General features: G+C 42.6%; 17 protein-coding genes and 1 riboswitch. Of the genes, 6 read left to right on the top strand and 11 right to left on the bottom strand.

Going from position 1 to position 19,159, the window contains the following annotated elements; all coding sequences use genetic code 11:
* Nucleotides 1-74: 74 nt before the first annotated feature.
* The gene (locus B9T38_RS14765; protein ID WP_086197540.1) at nucleotides 75-527 is read right to left on the bottom strand and encodes a hypothetical protein; all 453 of its coding nucleotides are present in this window, start codon (nucleotides 525-527) and stop codon (nucleotides 75-77) included.
* A 184-nt stretch (nucleotides 528-711) separates the two neighbouring features.
* Here B9T38_RS14765 and B9T38_RS14760 point away from each other — a divergent pair, with 184 nt between their 5' ends.
* Complete coding sequence (locus B9T38_RS14760; RefSeq protein ID WP_086197522.1) at nucleotides 712-1,170, top strand: RcnB family protein; 459 nt, start codon at nucleotides 712-714, stop codon at nucleotides 1,168-1,170.
* Nucleotides 1,171-1,233: 63 nt separating this feature from the next.
* Here B9T38_RS14760 and B9T38_RS14755 read toward each other — a convergent pair whose 3' ends face one another.
* The gene (locus tag B9T38_RS14755) at nucleotides 1,234-1,731 is read right to left on the bottom strand and encodes a phosphate-starvation-inducible protein PsiE (RefSeq protein ID WP_086197521.1); all 498 of its coding nucleotides are present in this window, start codon (nucleotides 1,729-1,731) and stop codon (nucleotides 1,234-1,236) included.
* A gap of 182 nt (nucleotides 1,732-1,913) precedes the next feature.
* Between B9T38_RS14755 and B9T38_RS14750 the strand changes: the two genes are divergently transcribed.
* Nucleotides 1,914-2,123, top strand: coding sequence for a hypothetical protein (locus tag B9T38_RS14750; protein WP_086197520.1), 210 nt, complete (start codon nucleotides 1,914-1,916; stop codon nucleotides 2,121-2,123).
* Nucleotides 2,124-2,193: 70 nt separating this feature from the next.
* Here B9T38_RS14750 and B9T38_RS14745 read toward each other — a convergent pair whose 3' ends face one another.
* The 3 genes from B9T38_RS14745 to B9T38_RS14735 all read right to left on the bottom strand — a co-directional run bounded on the left by B9T38_RS14745 (nucleotide 2,194) and on the right by B9T38_RS14735 (nucleotide 6,867).
* Nucleotides 2,194-3,975 carry an acyl-CoA dehydrogenase C-terminal domain-containing protein gene (locus B9T38_RS14745; RefSeq protein ID WP_086197519.1) on the bottom strand — a complete coding sequence of 594 codons (1,782 nt, stop codon included), beginning with the start codon at nucleotides 3,973-3,975 and terminating at the stop codon, nucleotides 2,194-2,196.
* 168 nt (nucleotides 3,976-4,143) lie between these two features.
* Nucleotides 4,144-5,946: an acyl-CoA dehydrogenase C-terminal domain-containing protein gene (locus B9T38_RS14740; protein ID WP_086197518.1), complete on the bottom strand. Its 1,803-nt coding sequence runs from the start codon at nucleotides 5,944-5,946 to the stop codon at nucleotides 4,144-4,146.
* Between the two features lie 297 nt (nucleotides 5,947-6,243).
* The gene (locus B9T38_RS14735) at nucleotides 6,244-6,867 is read right to left on the bottom strand and encodes a hypothetical protein (RefSeq protein WP_086197517.1); all 624 of its coding nucleotides are present in this window, start codon (nucleotides 6,865-6,867) and stop codon (nucleotides 6,244-6,246) included.
* 134 nt (nucleotides 6,868-7,001) lie between these two features.
* Here B9T38_RS14735 and baeS point away from each other — a divergent pair, with 134 nt between their 5' ends.
* Nucleotides 7,002-8,663 (top strand): sensor histidine kinase efflux regulator BaeS, encoded by a 1,662-nt coding sequence (gene baeS, locus B9T38_RS14730; RefSeq protein ID WP_086197516.1) that lies wholly within the window; start codon nucleotides 7,002-7,004, stop codon nucleotides 8,661-8,663.
* Nucleotides 8,664-8,676: 13 nt separating this feature from the next.
* Nucleotides 8,677-9,363, top strand: coding sequence for a response regulator (locus tag B9T38_RS14725; protein ID WP_086175456.1), 687 nt, complete (start codon nucleotides 8,677-8,679; stop codon nucleotides 9,361-9,363).
* Nucleotides 9,364-9,418: 55 nt separating this feature from the next.
* Here B9T38_RS14725 and B9T38_RS14720 read toward each other — a convergent pair whose 3' ends face one another.
* The 6 genes from B9T38_RS14720 to B9T38_RS14695 form a co-directional block, all read right to left on the bottom strand.
* Complete coding sequence (locus B9T38_RS14720; protein WP_086197515.1) at nucleotides 9,419-9,790, bottom strand: MmcQ/YjbR family DNA-binding protein; 372 nt, start codon at nucleotides 9,788-9,790, stop codon at nucleotides 9,419-9,421.
* Nucleotides 9,791-9,884: 94 nt separating this feature from the next.
* Nucleotides 9,885-11,330 (bottom strand): protein adenylyltransferase SelO, encoded by a 1,446-nt coding sequence (locus B9T38_RS14715; RefSeq protein ID WP_086197514.1) that lies wholly within the window; start codon nucleotides 11,328-11,330, stop codon nucleotides 9,885-9,887.
* A 100-nt stretch (nucleotides 11,331-11,430) separates the two neighbouring features.
* Nucleotides 11,431-12,597, bottom strand: a complete 1,167-nt coding sequence (locus tag B9T38_RS14710) for an acyl-CoA desaturase (protein ID WP_086197513.1) — start codon at nucleotides 12,595-12,597, stop codon at nucleotides 11,431-11,433.
* Nucleotides 12,598-12,878: 281 nt separating this feature from the next.
* The gene (locus tag B9T38_RS14705; protein ID WP_086197512.1) at nucleotides 12,879-13,589 is read right to left on the bottom strand and encodes a glycerophosphodiester phosphodiesterase; all 711 of its coding nucleotides are present in this window, start codon (nucleotides 13,587-13,589) and stop codon (nucleotides 12,879-12,881) included.
* A gap of 310 nt (nucleotides 13,590-13,899) precedes the next feature.
* The gene (locus tag B9T38_RS14700; protein ID WP_086197511.1) at nucleotides 13,900-14,478 is read right to left on the bottom strand and encodes a cob(I)yrinic acid a,c-diamide adenosyltransferase; all 579 of its coding nucleotides are present in this window, start codon (nucleotides 14,476-14,478) and stop codon (nucleotides 13,900-13,902) included.
* Between the two features lie 102 nt (nucleotides 14,479-14,580).
* Nucleotides 14,581-16,419, bottom strand: coding sequence for a TonB-dependent receptor plug domain-containing protein (locus tag B9T38_RS14695; RefSeq protein WP_086197510.1), 1,839 nt, complete (start codon nucleotides 16,417-16,419; stop codon nucleotides 14,581-14,583).
* A 36-nt stretch (nucleotides 16,420-16,455) separates the two neighbouring features.
* A riboswitch (cobalamin riboswitch) is annotated at nucleotides 16,456-16,665 on the bottom strand.
* 156 nt (nucleotides 16,666-16,821) lie between these two features.
* Between B9T38_RS14695 and B9T38_RS14690 the strand changes: the two genes are divergently transcribed.
* Both B9T38_RS14690 and trpB read left to right on the top strand, forming a co-directional pair.
* The gene (locus B9T38_RS14690; protein ID WP_086197509.1) at nucleotides 16,822-17,463 is read left to right on the top strand and encodes a phosphoribosylanthranilate isomerase; all 642 of its coding nucleotides are present in this window, start codon (nucleotides 16,822-16,824) and stop codon (nucleotides 17,461-17,463) included.
* Nucleotides 17,447-18,676, top strand: coding sequence for a tryptophan synthase subunit beta (gene trpB / locus B9T38_RS14685; protein WP_086197508.1), 1,230 nt, complete (start codon nucleotides 17,447-17,449; stop codon nucleotides 18,674-18,676). The genes B9T38_RS14690 and trpB overlap by 17 nt, the downstream gene beginning before the upstream one ends.
* The last annotated feature ends 483 nt before the right edge of the window (nucleotides 18,677-19,159 follow it).

Here is a 19,159-nt window from a genome sequence, read left to right as displayed (position 1 = left end):
GGGAGAAGGAGTTCCCTCTCCTTTCAGGAGATGAGTAGCACTGCTACGCAAGGGAGAGGTAATCAAGCGATTTTTTATTGTTGAGAATTAGGCGGAACCATCTGATCCAGATCTTTGTCAGAGAGTTTATCCAGCTCTTTTAAATCCGTTTTAATTTTCCACTGGCTTTCATCTTCAACCGGCTGCGGTAAACGTGCTTCTAACCAGTCACAGACCACATCAGGTGAAAAATCGGGATGATTGCACTGAATGACCCAAGCCAAAAACTCTTTGGCTTCACCATTCATATAAGGTGGCGGAGAAACCGGCAAAAACTGTGTCGGTAAACGTTCATTCTTGGAAATGTAATTTAATACATGACCCAGTTCCTGTACGGTTTGCCATGCCAGAGGATGTTCCACATTGATTTGAAATTTAAACCACCAGGCATGTTGACCATCTGAACCATAGGCATTAATTAAAGATTCTTGAATACTTGGAACCTTGCAAAAGAATTGATGTAGGCGGTCAAAACTTAAATCAGACACTCTGTTTGATCCCATAATAAAAAACTGCATTTTAGCATATTCATCATTTGAGCCGGGATGTGTCTCAAGAGAAAACTCGAGAAATATTTCATTTACAAAACTTTGCATTTGCTGTTTTTTTATTCATTTTTTATCCTAAACTAGGAATTACAATAAGCTTTATAATGTATGGTGGGAGGCTCTTATGAAATTAACAGCTCTTTGTGCTTTGATTGGTATGATGCTCTTGGGGGCTTCTGCAACAACGCAAGCAGAAAATCGCTGGTCAAATTATCGTGGGGTAGATACTACTCGCTACCAGCCTCGTCCTTATTATCCGCAAAATAGTTATCCTCAAAATCACTATCCACATCAGCAGCAACATTATCCACAGCACTACCTGAATTATCCGCAGCGTCCACCGCATCATCAGAATTATCCGACCATTCAGAATGGCATCAGCATTCAATATCAGGCACCCACGACCATTACACACAATTCTCAAAGCTATAGCTGGGTGAATGGTGATCCGAGAACCGCCCGAATTGAAAGTTCAAACACGACCTTTATCTCCGACTGGCAACGTTTGGGTTTGCCTGCACCACCGACTGGCAGCCATTGGATATTTGAAAATGGTCGTTATGTGTTGGTGCCGAATCGTTAAAGATTCATTTTTAATGATTCAATCTCCCCAAACCCCTCTTTAAAAAGAGGGGCTTTTAACATATTAAGCTAATTCATCATCTTGCGGTTGTGGAGTTTTATCTGCAGGGAGTGGCTTTTCTGAATGTTTATCACGAATCACAGACGGGTAGGTCCAGGAAGAGAAACGCACCACCAAAATCGAAAATGCCAAGATCAGGATTGAACCGGTAATAATCACCAGATCCATATCGGCTTTATGGTCATGCTGGATATCTGAAATAAGTAAACGAGTCAGAGCCGTAATGGCAATATAAATTAAAAAACGTACCGGCATGTGATTGGTTTTGAAGTAAATACCCACCATGGCGCCCAGTTCAAGATAAATAAACAGCAGCAGAATATCATCGATGGTCGCAAACTGTTTAATGGTTAAAATTTCAAATACCGTATGTCCGGCAGACCAGATCACCATACAGCCAATAATAAACAGGGCAATATAGTGAAAACTTTCTACGGCAATATTTCCGAAACGGTCGAGGAGGGTCTCAATTTTTTCAACTTTGCTATCAGGTTTTGACATCTTTTTTTCCTCCTGTCTCTTGAATGATTGTTTGTATGAAATTGATTATTAAATAGTATGCAAGTTTCATGCACATTAAAGAATAAAAAATGAAAGTGGATAAAAAATTAAGTGATTGTATTTTTTTTATACGAAATTCATGTAATGTATGAAGGGTTATTTCATTGATCAGGGAAAAGAAAATGTTAGCAACAATTCAAACAAAAATTGATAATTTACAAAATGGCAAAAAACTTATTTTGGGTTCAGGGGTTAAAATGGATGAAATGCACAAGCTGGTTACGTTATGCGAACATCTACAAGCCGAGGGCGTAATTAAAATTCTGAAAATTAATCAAGATGCACAGAGTAATAAAAAAGTTTCAGATTCCATTATTGTTGAAAAAATCTAATTGATATCTTGAGTCATAAAAAAACGCCTGCATTTGCAGGCGTTTTTTTATTGCTTATCTTTGTGCAGGATTAAGCCTGGTTAGTAAAGTAGTCTTCAGAGAAGTTCATGACCACTTCAGCACCGGCTTTTACTTTAGTAATGCGCATTGCAAGTTCAGGCAGAATACGTTGTACAAAATAAAGCGCCAGCGACAATTTATTTTGATAGAACTCGCCGTCTTTGGCTTTTGCTGCATTAGCAATTTTTGCAAACATGTAAGAGAAGCTAAGCAGACCCACCGCATGCAGATAATCCACTGCTGCTGCATTCGAGAAGTCGATATTTTCTTTGCTGGCTTGCAGAATATATTGCGTTACCGATTCAACTTCTGCTGCTGCATCTAAAGTAGCATCTTTAATGAAGTTAAGATCTGCATCTAGGCCATTGGCAAAATCACGGATTTCCTGGATGTATTCTGCAATGAATGCACCGCCACATTTAATGGTCTTACGGCCGATCAAGTCTTGAGACTGCACGCCGTTGGTCCCTTCGTAAATCTGCGAGATACGCAAGTCACGGATACATTGTTCCATACCCCATTCACGAATGAAGCCATGACCACCGAAAACCATTTGTGCATCTAAAGTTGCGTTAAATGCAGTATCGGTCAGGTAAGCTTTTGCGATTGGGGTTAATAGTGCAACACGGTCATTGGCTTTTTTTACCGCTTCGGCATCGGTCGAGAACTTGGTAATGTCGAGCTGTTGACCGACATACACCGCAAAGGCACGAGAGGCTTCGTTGTTAGCACGCGCATTCAGTAACATACGACGCACGTCGCCATGAACCAAAATACTGTCCGCCACTTTATTTGGAGATTTCACCCCAGAAGCACTACGACCTTGAAGACGGTCAGTCGCATATTGCGCAGCATTCTGATAGGCAAATTCAGAAGCGCCCAGACCTTGGATCCCCATAGACAGACGTTCATAGTTCATCATCACGAACATGGCAGCCAAGCCTTCATTTTCTTTACCGACCAGATAACCTTTGGCACCATCAAAGTTCATCACGCAAGTTGCAGAGGCTTTAATACCCATCTTGTGTTCGATTGAACCTGGACCTGCATGGTTACGCTCACCCAAAGAACCATCTTCATTGACCAGGAATTTCGGTACGATGAACAATGAAATACCACGTGAACCGGCAGGGGCATCCGGAGTTTTCGCAAGCACCAGATGAATGATGTTTTCAGCCAGATCATGGTCACCACCGGTAATGAAAATTTTGGTACCAGTAATGTTGTAAGTACCGTCTTCATTACGTTCTGCCTTAGTTTTGATAATGCCTAAGTCAGTACCCGCATGTGGTTCTGTTAAGCACATGGTACCTGACCATTCGCCAGAGTAGATTTTAGGTAGATAAGTTTCTTTTTGCTCTTGGGAAGCATAGCTGTTTAATGCCATACCTGCACCGACAGACAGAAGTGGGTAGAGCATGAAAGACGGATTGGTTGCAAACAGCATTTCATCAGAAAGTACGGTCAGCATTTTTGGCATTTCCTGACCGCCCCATTCAGCGTCAGCACCCAGGCCAATCCAGCCGCCTTCTGCATATTGCTTGAAGGCTTCTTTAAAGCCAGCAGGTGTAGTCACATTGCCGTTGCTATATGTTGCACCTTCTTCATCACCAGTACGGTTCAAAGGCAAAGTTACATTTTGCGCAAATTTCGCCATTTCTTCAAGAATAGCTTCTGCTGTTGCTGCATCAACATGAGCAAGATTTTCATTGTTTTGCCAGAATTGTTCTGCATTAAAAACATCATTAAGGATGAATTTCATATCCGCAAGAGGCGCATTATAGATTGGCATAGTAAGTCACCTGTTTATTGTTTGATTCAGTTCGGTTTTATCAGTCTAATGCATGAAAATTCATGTTGTTAGACGACTAAAGATTAATTTTTTGCATGGGTTATAAAGAAAAAGGACTGTCAAAAACCTGACCGTCCTTTTTCTCACATCAGTTTAAGCATCATGCACTTAGAATGCGAAGTGTTCAGCATCTAAAGCAAGTAATGGCTCAACACCACCCGCGATCACGTCAACGTGTGAGCGAACGCGTGGAAGAATTTTCTTGAAGTAGAAACGGGCAGTGGTCACTTTCGCATTGTAGAAATCTACATCCGTTGTACCTGCAGCCAATGTTTCTTGAGCAACCAGTGCCATACGAGCCCATAGGTAAGCTAAAGTTACATAACCAGCGAAGTACAGGTAATCTACCGCAGCAGCGCCCACTTCATCCGGGTTTTGCATGGCACGCATACCAATCTGCATAGTCAAGTCACTCCACTCTTTATTCAGAGCAGCAAGCGGTTCAACAAATTCTTTCATTGCAGCATTGTCTTTGTTGGCCTCGCAGAATTTATGAATGACCTTGGTGAAGTCTTTCAACATTGCACCTTGAGTACCCAACACTTTACGGCCTAACAAATCAAGTGCCTGAATTTCAGTGGTACCTTCGTACAGGCAAGCGATACGTGTATCGCGAACAATCTGTTCCATGCCATGTTCAGAGATGAAACCGTGACCACCGAATACCTGAACGCCGTGTTTCGCAGATTCAGAACCCGTTTCAGTCAAGAATGCTTTTGCGATCGGAGTCAGTAGCGACAACATGTTGTCCGCAGCTTTACGTTCTTCTTCAGTTGCACCTTGCTCTACTGTGTCTGCATAGAAAGACAACAAATAAACCAATGCACGACCAGCTTCCGCAAAAGATTTTTGCGTAAGCAGCATGTTACGTACAGCAGGGTGAACAATAATTGGATCTGCTTCTTTTTCTGGCGCTTTAACACCTGAAAGTGAGCGCATTGCCAAACGGTCTTTGGCATAAGCCAATGCACCTTGGAAAGCACCTTCAGATGCTGCAAGCCCCTGTACCGCAGTACCAATACGGGCAGTGTTCATGAACGTGAACATGCAGTTTAAGCCGCGGTTTTCAGGACCAATCAGGAAGCCTTTTGCGTTATCAAAATTGAGTACACAGGTTGCGTTACCGTGAATACCCATTTTGTGCTCGATTGAACCGCAACGAACGCTATTGCGCTCGCCTAAAGAACCGTCTGCATTCAGGCTGAATTTAGGCACGATAAATAAAGAGATCCCTTTAGTACCTTTCGGTGCACCCGGAAGACGCGCCAACACGATATGAATAATGTTTTCTGCCATGTCGTGTTCACCAGCAGAGATAAAGATTTTCTCGCCAGAAATTGCATAGCTGCCATCTGCATTCGGTTCAGCTTTGGTACGGATAATCCCCAAGTCTGAACCAGCATGAGATTCTGTCAAGCACATGGTACCGGTCCACTCACCTGAAACCAGCTTAGGCAAGTAAGTATCTTTTTGTTCTTGAGAGCCGTGATGTTCTAGGGTACGGACAGCACCGTGTGAAAGGCCAGGGTACATGCCCCATGCCCAGTTTGCAGTACCCACCATTTCAGAGATCACGTTGCCTAAAGAAACAGGCAAGGCTTGACCACCGTATTGCTCTTCAGCAGATAATGATGGGAAACCCAACTCGATATATTTTTGATAGGCTTCTTTAAAACCAGTAGGTGTAGTAACTACACCATCATTCCAGGTACAACCTTCGCGGTCACCGCTTTGGTTGATTGGAGACAATTCATTTTCACAGAAGTCAGCCGCAGCTTCTAGATATTGATCAACCAATTCACGGCTTACGGTGTCAGAAAATGCAGGCAGGTTTGCATAATGTTGTTCAGCATTTAACAATTCATGTAGAACAAATTGCATATCACGTAAGGGCGCTTTGTATTGTGGCATATCGGTTTCCTCAATACTGGTTTAACCAGCTTATAATCCTAATAAACATTGGAACGTGCCTTCTATGACACGTATTTGTATGGCTCAATCGTGCAACATCTTCTTACTTGGTACAAGCGGTTCCATGCCTTTTCTTAGTGACTGTAAAGTCAAAGATTTTTGCTTTGAAAGTGCTAAGTATGTTGAGTGTAAATGCTTTTATGTTTTATTCGATGTAATAAATAGTCAAAAACGTAAAAGTTTATGAACAATAAAAAAGGCGCAGAGTTGCGCCTTTTTGTCTTCGGATGGATTTTTTTACGATGCTGGTTTCGCCATTACAGGCGCGGCAGGTGCTTTAGGCTGGAAGCGAACTTCGCATGTGCCATTCATGCTCTGGGTGCCGACTTTGACTTGTACCGCAGTACCATTGGCTTTGCCTTGACAGGCTTTGAACACGGCTTGCTGATGCGCTTGATGTTCTGCCAGGCGCTGATCAAATTGTTTGGTCAGTTCTGCGCGTTTTGCATCAGTCAGGGGTTCATGGTATTGCATCATAGGCATACCTTTCATTTCCCCCTGCATGGTACGATGTTCGCGCCACATTTTCTTCATCTCTGCACGATCAGGAGTGAAGAGCATCACGCAAGTCCCATTAATGGTTTTTTCACCCGCCTTGATTTGTGCCGCCGAACCAACGGCTTTACTCTCACAGGCTGTTTTCATGCTTCTCATTATTTGCTGGCGTTCGGCTCGGGCTTGCTGGAACTGCTCACGCTGTTCGGGTGTCATGTTGCGCTCATGCTTTTGATGATGATCTCGCATCATGCGCGGGTGGTCGCCATCTTTATCCTGAACCGTGTTGGTCGATTGGCAGGCTGTTAAAGCGCCCATACTGATTAGGCTTGCGCTCACTAAAGCTATTTTTGTCATGGAATTCATTGTTGTTATCTCCAATGAAAAAATGAAATTTGATGAGTTAAAGATTAAACAATAATGATGAAGAAACAATGGAGAGTTTTTTTTTACCGGGTTGGTTACAATAATCCATTGGGAAAAAGATTGAGACCTCACTTTTGAAGATTCGCCGTGTTCCGATTGCCTTACGCCTGTTCCTGACTGTGTTGCTCACCACCCTAGTGATTACGACGGTGAGTCTGGGGGTATTGCATTGGACCATGCAAAAGAACTTTGCCCGCTATGTGGCCGATGTCGAAATGCAGAAACTGGATCATGTAATCAGTAATCTGGCAGGCGTCTATGCAGTTTATCATGACTGGGGTAATGCCATTCAGGCGCAAATCCTGCAAATAGAAGGCACTGCTGCACCGGATGACTATGACCGTCTGTCTCGCTGGTGGTTACGCCGTCAATATGATATTGCTTTGCAGCAGCGTTATTTTCAGGAAAATACCCTGATCAGCGTTTCTCCGGGGTTAAATAAAACCGGGCAGAGCAAACCGATTTTAGATGCAGAAGAATTGCGCCTCATCAAGTTAAATTTACCTTCCGAATATCAGCCTTTTGAAGGACTTAAATTTCCACTCAGTGCCAATCAAAATATCTTCCGCTCTGACCGGAAAACTGAAGATAAACCCGCCGATACAACATCCAGTCAAGCTAAGAAAAAACAGTTTATCTCTTTGCCGGACCGTTTGGGCTTAAGTTCTCGCTTGTCTTTATATGATGCCAAAAAACAGTTTGTGGTGGGTGAGCCATCCGATATTCCAGTGTCATATCGTCCGATTATGGTGAATAACCAGGTGGTTGGTTATTTAGGCTTGAAGCCGGTGCTGGATCAGGATGATGCTTCAAGTATTAACTTTTTTAGTAATCAAAAACGTTATTTATTATTGGTGTACGGTTTAACTTTCCTGACCAGCCTGATCGCAGCTTTATTGTTGGCCACTTATTTTAAAACGCCAATTCAGCGTTTGCTGCAAGGGACCCGTGAACTGACCAAAGGTAATTTTCAGCATCAGGTGACGGTTAACCGCAATGATGAACTGGGTGATTTATCGACAGAATTGAATCATCTTGCCGTCATTCTGGATCAACATGAAACCTCACGCCGTCAGTGGGTGGCGGATACTTCACATGAATTAAAAACACCTTTGGCGGTACTGCAAGCACAAATTGAAGCGATGCAGGACGGTATTCGTAAACCGACGCCGGAACATTTTGAATCGATGCTGCGTCAGGTCACCAGCCTGAAAAAGCTCACTCAAGATCTGGCCGATTTGGCTCAGGCTGAAGCACAGCAGCTTAAATGCTATATGGCGGAAGTCAATCCGTGGACTGTAGTGTTGCAGGAAGTTGAAAACTTCAAGCCTAAATTTGCCCAAGCCGATCTATCCATTTCTGTGCAGGGTGAAGGTGCGAATTTACAATTAGATATAGATCGTTTTAAACAAATTATGGTCAACTTGCTGGGTAACAGTATTCGTTATACTGAAGCAGGCGGTGAGGTTCGTGTGCATACCGAGCAATCAGCCACCCATTGGAGTGTGATCCTGGATGACAGTCCACTTGGCTTGAGTGACGAACAGTTGGCACGTTTAGGCGAGCGTTTCTATCGTGTGGATGATTCCCGCACCCGCAGTACCGGTGGTACAGGTTTAGGACTGGCATTATCTGGTAAAATTGCGCAGGCAATGGGCGGACAGTTGAGTTTTGATCATTCTCCATTAGGTGGTTTGCGTTGCAAACTGACTTTCCCAAAACAATTGAACAAATAAAGGAATAACATTCATGAAACATGTCATGCTGGTAGAAGATGAAGTTGAACTTGCACAACTGGTGCGGGACTATCTGGAAGCTGCGGGTTTTGAAGTCAGCATGTTTCATGATGGGCAAGAAGCCTATGACAGCTTTTTGCAACGTAAGCCCAGTTTGATGATTTTGGACCTGATGGTGCCACGTATGGATGGTTTGACCATTTGCCGTAAAGTGCGTGAACAATCCGATTTGCCGATTATTATGGTGACTGCCCGCACTGAAGAAATTGACCGTGTACTGGGTTTGAACATGGGCGCAGACGATTATATCTGTAAGCCTTTTAGCCCGAAAGAACTGGTTGCACGGGTACAAGCAGTGTTGCGTCGTCTGGATCGTCAAGTTGAGCCTGAACAAAACAGCCTGTTCCGGATGGACAAAGCCCAGCAACGCATCTGGTATCAGCAAAAAACCTTGAACCTGACCCCAACGGAATTCCGTTTATTGGAGTTGTTTCTGGAACATGTCGGTCAAGTCTATTCACGTGCGCAATTGCTCGACCATATTAATCCTGACAGTTTTGATGTGGCAGACCGTGTGATTGACAGTCACATTAAAAACCTGCGTCGTAAAATTTCCGATGCGGCGGAAACGGGCAACCGTCATGAGTGGATTCAGGCGGTGTATGGTGTGGGTTATCGTTTTGAATATCCTGAGGATTGAATTGATTTTTTAATTAAATCTAAACGAGGCGAGTCATGAGAATGGCTCGCTTTTCTTATATTGCTGACTTTAATAGGGCGATACGTTTTTGCTGTATTTTATTCAGTTTGCTGACCACCAAATCATAAGAAGTTCTTATCAAATCCTGAACCAAAGATTGATCTAAGTTTTCATCCTCATAAACAGTTATCCAGTGCTGTTTATTCATATGCCATCCGGCACGAATATAAGGATAAATATCCCGTAGCATGGCACCATCATCAGGAATAACTTTTAAGTTAATCGCTGCTTGCCCTTCTAAATGAAAACTCAGCATAAAGACTTTATCCATGACTTTAAATACGTCACAGCCATCACCAAAAGGCTGGGTACAGGTTACTTCAGGCAATTGAAGTGCAATTTGGTATGCAAGACGATGTAAGGACATAGTTAAGTTCTGGCTTTAATCTTTTTATTGTCAAATAGACTCTGTGGATAATGCTGAAATTATCCACAGTTCTCAAGTTGGCTGTGGATTAACTTTAGGAAGAACAGCTCACCATCACTTCAGGCACATCACTCGGTAAAGGAGCTAAATCTTCAGGCCGTTCTAAATCAGGCTGTTTAATATAAGGTTGGCTTAGTAATTTAAACAGACGCTCGACTTCGGAAAAATCATCCCGTTCTGCCAGTTCAATGGCTTTCTGAGCCATATGATTACGTAAAATATATTGCGGATTGGCTTTGGCCATTTCGGCATCCAGTTCATCAGTATCCTGATTCACCCGAATGTTTTCATATTGAGCCAGGAAACTTTCAAACTGGCGGCGGTCCAGGCAGTCATCTTTAAGGCTTTCATATTGCTTATTCTGTAAACGAATAAAGCTTTCGGTGTAGTCCAGTTGCTCCGTCTGTAAAATTCGCAAGAACACCATGCCACAATCAAAACTGTCTTTGTGGAAACTTGGCAGTCCCATTTTTTGACACAGTCCAAGGGTGTAATGTTCAAGAAAAGTAGTTTCAAAATGTTCTAAGCATTTCGCTAAATCTTCTTTGAACTGTTCTTTTTCCGCAGGATCTTTTTTGAGTTGAATCAGGTTGTTCAGCCACATCCATAAATTCCAGTGCCCAATACTTGGCTGCTGCTGGTAGGTGTAACGACCTTGGTAATCCGAGTGGTTGTTAATCCAGTTCGGGCGGAAACGCTCCATAAAACCATAGGGGCCAAAGTCGAGGGTTGAACCTGTGATATTCAGATTGTCAGTATTCATGACTCCATGGGCAAAACCCACCAGTTGCCATTTGGCAATCATCACTGCAGTACGCTGGATGACTTGGGTGGCAAAAGCCAAAATCGGCTGTTCAGCTTGCAAACATTCAGGATAGTGCCATTCCATGCATTTCTGTACGAATTCTTCTAGAAGGTCGGGTTGATATTGGTTGAGCCATTCAAAATGTCCAAAGCGAATATGGCAGTCTGAGGTCCGCAGCATCATGGCACCGGGTTCCATTTCTTCCCGTTGTATGCCTTGGGTGGAAGAGGTAAAACCGACGGCATTACTCGAGGCAATACCCAAAGCATTCAGCGCATGACCGGCTAAATATTCACGAATCACTGAACGTAATACGGCACGTCCATCACCCATACGGGAGTAGGGGGTAGAGCCGGCACCTTTTAAATGCAGGTCGATGTTTTGTTGGCTTTTATCTAAAATTTGTGCAATCAGTAAACCACGACCATCACCCAATTGTCCTGCCCATTGCCCGAACTGATGTCCGGCATAGACCATGGCCAAGGGGGGGAATTCAGCAAAGGTTTTTTGTCCACTACAGATTTCCACCCATTGAGCTTTATCCTGTTCTGACCACTGTAATTCATCAGCCAGTGCTGCATTGAAATGACCAGCTTTGGCGCCTTTTAACGGAACAGGCATTTGATGATGATAAAGCTTGGGATTGAGCGAAGGGTAACGCGGATTAAATTGCATGGGACAATCTAAAAATTGGGGGAGATGTGATCACTATAGCAAATTTAAACCACAAAAATGAATAAAGCCCCATTGTTGGGGCTTTATATTGAACCAGATTTTATTCTGAAACTGGATTCTTTTTAATACTACGCATTAAAATTTTCAAGCTGTCGCGATGATGAACAAGGCGCTGTTCAACCAATTGGAAATCAACTTTAAGTTTGTTATCCATTTGATGAATTTTTTCAGCAACAGAGGCTTTCTTGACTTGAATCTCTTGCTCTTTCAGTGTTGCCCAATCATTTAAAGTTTGGGTAAAAGCTTCGTATTCCTGAGCAATGCGAAGTTTAGCCGTTGCCATATCTTCATTGACATTATGGCCATATACTGCCAAATCCTGTTCAGCATATTTAAAGCGCATTGCTAATTCTGCTTTTTTGATATTAAAGCTTGGAATGCGGCGTAAGTTTTTAGCTAAGCCCAGTTTTGAACAGGACCAGATCAACCATTTGGTCGGGTCATACTGCCACCATTTCACGCCGTTACGGTAATCGTACTGGAAAATGTGGTGGTAGTTGTGATAACCCTCACCCCAAGTGGCAATGGCTAAAATGAAATTGTCACGCGCAGTGTTTTCGTCGGTATAAGGGCGTTTGCCCCACATGTGACACAGTGAGTTAATGAAGAAAGTTACATGATGGCTCAAGATCAGACGGAGTAAACCACCCAATAACACGACGCCCCACATGTCACCCACAGCCCAGCCTACAGTGGTCAGAATGACTACGTGTACGGCAATCACCAGCGGAATGTAATATTTGTCTTGGAACATCACCACTTTGTCGTTTAACAAATCAGGTGCATTTTTATAGTTTGCTTCTGCTGCCGGATAGTTACGAAGCATCCATCCCATATGCGCATACCAAAAACCATTATTAATTGAATATGGGTCTTTCTCGACATCATCAACATGACGATGATGAGTACGGTGACCTGAAGCCCAGAACAAAATACTGTTCTGAACAGCAAAAGTACCCATAATCATTAAAATAATTTTTAATGGAAGAGTTGCTTCATAAGCACGGTGTGCCCATAAGCGGTGATAACCCGCGGTAATCCCTAAACTGCTAAAACCAAGCAGTACAAATAAGCTGATCCATGCGCCTAAGCTAAAATCATGATGATAAGCATATAAAGGGATAGCGATTACAGCCACAATTGGTAAAAAAACCAATGCAAATACTGCAATCCAGTTAATTGGGGCTTTGGGTAAGGGAGCATTCATCTCCAACAGCACTCCTAGAACCGTATAAGGGTAAGGTATAAATGAATTCTTAATTCAATACAAATTATAGGGATTAAGACTTCTTCAATATTAGCATGAGCGAACAAATCTTCACTAGCATTATTCTACAGGTGTATTGTACTAAACAGTAACAGAATACGGGGAAGGGTTGATTGATTTTATCGAAGGTCAAAGCTGCTTCCGTGAACAGCAGCGATGTGAGTCATTTTTGATTCAATAAATAGCGGATTGAGTCACAAAAGTGGGGACAGAAACTTTTATTAAAGTTGTTCGAGCATCATTTTGGGAAAGTCGGTAATTAATCCATCTATTCCCAAGCTTTGTAGATGCTTGGCACGCTCAACCTCATTGACTGTCCAGACACTAATGCCTAAATGTGCCTGTTGTGTGGCCTGAATCATCTCATCGCTTGCCAGCTGGTTCATCCAGCCAATTTGACAGCAACCGAGTTCTAAAGCCTGCTCAATAGCCAAGTATTGAATGTCATTTTCAACTAGTAAGCCGCGTTTAAAAATGGAGTATTGCCGTTTTAAAGCCTGATGAATTTTTAAATCGAAACTGGTGATCACGGCAGTTTGTTCAAAACCATGTAACTGTTGTTGTAATTCTAAAACCAGTTTTTCAGCATCGAACATGGTTGCCACTTCTTTGACTTCAACTTCAATATGTTCAAAGTCATGAATAATGCTCAGGGTTTGACGGAGTGTCGGGGTAAGCTGTTTTTCCCAGTCTATCCAGATATGTGCCTGATTATAAGCTTCAAGCTGGTGACTGTTTAAATCATAGAGTGCCTGATTGGTACCTGTGGTTCTTAGGAAATTGTCATCGTGCATGATGATGAGTTCACCGTCTTTGAGCTGACGGACATCAAATTCGACTGCCCGAATGCCTAGGTCATGGATATACTGAAATCCGCCCAAGGTATTTTCAGGGGCTTCTCCGCGTGCACCACGATGTCCGATGATTCGCATGTGTATCTCTAAGACAATTTATGAAAGTTATTTTACTTCAAATTTTAAATATGGATTTATTAATTTCTTTAAGGAATATTGTCACTACAGCGTCTTTTCATTTGAATTATATCTTGAAAATTAACCTTCGGTTCGACCTACTTTTGTTTCGGCAAAAGTAGGCAAAACCATTATCATCTGCAAAACTCGTCAAAAACCGTAATTTTTTTAAGTTTTTCGCAAAAACATTAGACTTTAAATATAGTCCTGCCTCGAACAGTTGCAGATGACGTGGCCGAGTATCAAATAGCAGATTTAAATTTTAATTTTTTCAAATCGTCTCATTAATATTTTTTTGCCAAAGCACTTCAGATCCGCCTTCAGCACGTTGCAAGGTACGCGATGCAACAAATAACCAGTCGGACAGGCGATTAAGCAACTGTAGCGAGTTGGCCTGAATATTCTGGTCACGGCTATGTACCGACATTACACTGCGCTCGGCACGACGGCAGACGGCACGGGCCTGATGGGCATAACTGCAAGCTAAAGTTCCGGCAGGTAATATAAAGTCTTTCAGCATTGGCAATGCTTCGTTCATACGGTCAATGTCATTTTCCAAAAACTCGATGGAAACCGCTTGAACCAGGTTAAAGTTTGGAATGCAGACTTCACCGCCGAGGTCGAATAACCAGTGCTGAATCAGGCTTAAGGATTTATCCCAGTTGGCTTTTTCTGCAATAGTACTGTGGGCAATCTGTGAGCGAAGTACGCCAATACAGGCATTCAGCTCATCCACATCGCCTAGTGCCGTAATGCGCAAGTCATCTTTGGCGACACGCGAACCATCACCGAGTCCAGTTGTGCCTGAGTCGCCGGTACGGGTATAGATTTTACTTAAACGGTGGCCCATATCTGTTCCTTGAGTTTTTGATGAATACAATAAAAAAGGATAATGTCGGTCATAACATTATCCATAAACTGCGCTGTTTTAAAATTTTTTGCTGTTAAGAGCTTAGTAACGGAAGGTTACACCCGCAGAAGCGAGGCGACCGCCGTTGACATAGTAATAACCTTGGTCTTGGTATGCAGTCTTATATTCAACATCCCCAATATTTTGAATATTGGTAAATAGTTTCACATTTGGGTTTACATTCCAGAAAGCATTTACATCAACCGTCGCATAGCCCGGGTTCTTGTAGTTTTTATCCCAATCTTTAGATTTGGATTTAGCGACCAAAGATGCACTAATACCATATACTTCGTTTTGTAAGCCAGTTGTTAAGGTAAAACCTTGACGAGGGCGACGATTTAAATCTTGATGAGTTGCTTCATTTTGAGGTTTAACGTAGCTATAGGTTGCTTTGGCAAATAAATCATCTTGCTGCCAGCCTAAATAAGCCTCACCACCTTGATAAGTAGCCTTTTGAATATTTGTCAGTTTGCCATTGCTGCCTGAGGCGATCAAATCTTTAACTTCTGTGTAGTAAGCAGATAAACCTGTTTGCAAACCATAAGCCAGATTTTGGTCAAAACCAATTTCATAAGATGTACTTTCTTCAGGGTTCAGATCTGGGTTGCCATTCCATGAATTATAAAGTTCATTCAAGGTTGGCGATTTAAATGCTGTACCTACATTTACATATGCGCTGGTTGATGGCAGCAATTGGTAGCGAGCAGCAATTTGACCTACAGTATGAGTCCCATATTTTTCATTGTCTTCTACACGGACACCAATCTGGGTGTTGAGTTTAGTCCCGTTAAATTGATGCTGAATATAATATCCAGTTGAGTCCACATCTTCATTATAAGGTGTGCCATAAGACAGAATATCGCCATCCAGATTGCGATGAGTCACACCTGTAAGTAAAGTCTGCTGAGGCATGAGGTTCCATTTACCATAGAGTTCTGCTTCTTGAGTTTTACCATGTACAAAGTCGGTTGAATCTTTTTGGTCGACTTCATCCGTAAATTGAGATAAACGTGCATTCAGTTCAAATTGATCAGTCAGGTTTATACGACCACGAAGATTGATAATTTCATTTTCAAAGTCTTGTTTCAGCAATGCACCATTAAATGAATAAGCATCATATAGGCTGGTGCCTTTATTGGTACTGTAGTCAATTGATGTTGCAAATTTTTCTTTTTCCACACCAAATTTAGTACTAAAGCCTTTTTGATCAAAAGAAGCGGTTTCATGGCTGTTGGTTTTTTGGTTGGTTACTTTTGTTGCATCAGATTCTAATCGTTGGCCGCGAATTTGAGCATAAAAACCGTCTTCATATAAATCAGCACCGATGACAGATTTATAGGTTTTATGTTCTCCTATTTCACCTGTAACGAATGCACCTGTTTTTTCAGGTTTTTTTGAAATCAATTGAACCACACCGCCAATAGCATCTGTACCATATAGAACAGAAGCAGGGCCTTTTAGAATTTCGATTTGTTTGATATCTGTGGTATCAATAAAAGCAAGGCTTGCTGTACCCGAAGATGCATTATTTAATCGTATGCCATCACGTAAAATCAAAGTATGGTCTGATTCAGTACCACGTAAATAAATATCGGCAAGTTGCCCCATACCGCCACTTTGAACCATGTTGATGGTAGCATCATGTTTGAGCAAATCAGGAAAAGAGGCAATTGGTGATTGTTCAACAATTTGGGGTTCAATAATTGAAATACGCGCAGGCACATCTTTAATCTTTTCTTCAGAGCGTGTTGCGGTAACGACTAAAGTGTCTAAAGAAGCATTCACAGTCGTTGTATTGTCTTGTGCAGAGACAGATGCAGAGAAACCCATCGCAATAGCGATTGCGCCCACTAAAGCTGTAGGCTGAAATTGAATAGACATAATGTGCTCCATACATTCACTCCCCGTGAATGATTGAGTTAAAGAACACAACAAGCAGGTATCCGGACTTAAATGTGCAGGGCAGGCACCATGCTGCCAATCCACCTTCCCACATTTTCATGCAGTGGCGTAAACCAGAGGTTTAAATTGATTGACGTTTCATTTTTTACCGTTGCGGGGGCAGTGTTGGATTTTCACCAACTTCCCTAAAGCTTTAAGGCTTTGACTTGTTGCAAGATGGGCGCAGTATAAAGATAGTATGGCTGATAAACAACGTCAGACAAGAATTATTCGGATGAACTTTACGCAAGCTAAAGAAATTGCATTACAATGATTCGCCCTTATGTTTATAGCATGACTATAAATTGGCAAAGTTAAGGTTAAAAAATTAGAGCGAATTGTATGCGAACCCGTGCCAAAATTTGCGGAATCACACGAATAGAAGATATACATTCAGTTGTGAATGCAGGAGCAGATGCGATTGGTTTTGTATTTTTTCCACCTAGTCCACGTAGTGTGACCAAAGAGCAAGTGAAAGAACTGATCCAGCATGTACCTGCCTATGTGCAAACAGTGGGTTTATTTGTCAATGCATCTGCGGATGACATTCAACACGTTTTAAAAGATGTGCCTCTGGATATGCTGCAATTTCATGGTGATGAAAGTCCTGAACAGTGTCAGCATATTTCCAAACAGGTCGGCCGCCGCTGGTACAAAGCCATCCAGGTGAAACCAGGTTTAGATATTCAAGCCGAAATTCAAAGTTATCAGGATGCAGGGGCAAGTGCTGTGCTGTTAGATGCCTGGCATCCAGATTTAAAAGGGGGCACCGGGCATAGCTTTGACTGGACCACTTTCCCAAAATTAAATATTCCGCTCATCTTGGCAGGGGGCTTAAACCCTGACAATATCGAGCAGGCAATTCTCACCACACAAGCCTATGCTGTGGATGTGAGCGGCGGTGTCGAGTCCGCAAAAGGTATTAAAGACCAACAACTCATCGAACGCTTTATGCAAGGAGTCCTACGTGGATCAGCAAAATAATGTGATTGACTATACCCAATTCCCTGATGCAAAAGGGCATTTCGGTATCCATGGCGGACGTTTTGTGTCAGAAACCCTGATGGCAGCTCTAGAAGACCTAGAAAAGCTGTATCTCCGTATGAAAAATGACGCACAGTTTCTGGCAGAATTCGACCGTGATCTGGCCTATTATGTAGGTCGTCCTAGTCCTTTATATTATGCTGAGCGATGGTCAAAAGAGTTGGGTGGTGCACAAATTTACTTAAAACGTGAAGACCTGAACCATACCGGCTCACATAAAATCAACAACACCATTGGTCAGGCACTGCTGGCAAAACTTTCCGGTAAAAAACGTATTATTGCGGAAACCGGTGCAGGTCAGCATGGTGTGGCAACAGCGACGATTGCAGCGCGTTTAGGTCTGGAATGTGTCGTGTATATGGGTGCCGAAGACGTAAAACGTCAGGCCATGAACGTGTACCGTATGCGCTTGCTGGGTGCCAAAGTGGTTCCAGTAGAAAGCGGCTCTAAAACCCTGAAAGATGCATTAAATGAAGCGATGCGTGACTGGGTAACCAATGTAGACAGTACTTACTATATTATCGGTACAGTGGCGGGTCCTCACCCGTATCCGATGCTGGTACGTGACTTCCAGTCTGTAATTGGCCGTGAAGCACGCCGTCAGATTCTGGAACAGGCGGGCCGTCTGCCGGATGCATTGGTGGCTTGTGTCGGTGGTGGCTCGAATGCGATTGGTCTGTTCTATCCGTTCCTGAACGATCAGGACGTGAAAATGTATGGTGTGGAAGCAGCAGGTTTGGGGATTGAAACCGGTAAGCACTCTGCTCCGCTAAACGCAGGTCATGTCGGTGTGTTGCATGGTAACCGCACTTATCTGATGTCTGATGAGCAAGGCCAGATTATCGAGACCCATTCGATTTCTGCCGGTCTGGACTATCCAGGTGTTGGTCCTGAACATAGTTTCTTGAAAGATATGCACCGTGTTGAATATGTGCCGATAAATGACCAGGAAGCGTTACAGGGCTTCCGTGATTTAACCCAGATTGAAGGGATTATTCCTGCACTGGAAAGTTCACATGCGATGGCTTACGTGACCAAACTTGCGCCAACCATGTCTAAAGATCAAATTATTATTGCAACGGTTTCTGGTCGTGGTGATAAGGACTTGATGACTGTGGCACGTATTGATGGCGTGGAAATGGTAGAGATGTAATCTGATTTATAGCCCTCTCCTTGTAGGAGATGAGAACCTCAGAATATATTCTGAGTTCGCAAGGGAGAGGGTGAATATTGAAAAAAAACGCGCTAAAGCTATTTAGCGCGTTTTTTTTATTATAGAAATTTTTACATTCCCAAATTGAAATCGTGCAAAGCGACATGGATATCGCTGTAAGGCTGAGGTATAGGGACATGCCTTCAGCCTTACAAAAGATTTTTGTTACTTTTGATATAGAGGAAAAGAACTTTAATGATCGACAACTGATAAACAGTAATTTTAGGCTTCAAGTTGTGGAACTTGTATTTACTTTTGTCTTGGCAAAGTAATCCAATATCTGCAAATAAAAATTTTAGTCAAATCTAACTTTGTGGTCATGTAACGTTATCTACATTTTGACGGAGTCTTGCTGCTTATAACTCAAATGTAAGGAGCTGGTAATGTTACTTTGGATAAGCCCAAAGTAACCAAAGGCTTTTT

Origin of the sequence: Acinetobacter sp. ANC 4218 (assembly GCF_002135245.1) — a bacterium.
Classification (GTDB): domain Bacteria; phylum Pseudomonadota; class Gammaproteobacteria; order Pseudomonadales; family Moraxellaceae; genus Acinetobacter.
The sequence above is the reverse complement of the archived record's forward strand: the minus strand, read 5'-3'. Positions and strand labels throughout refer to the sequence as shown.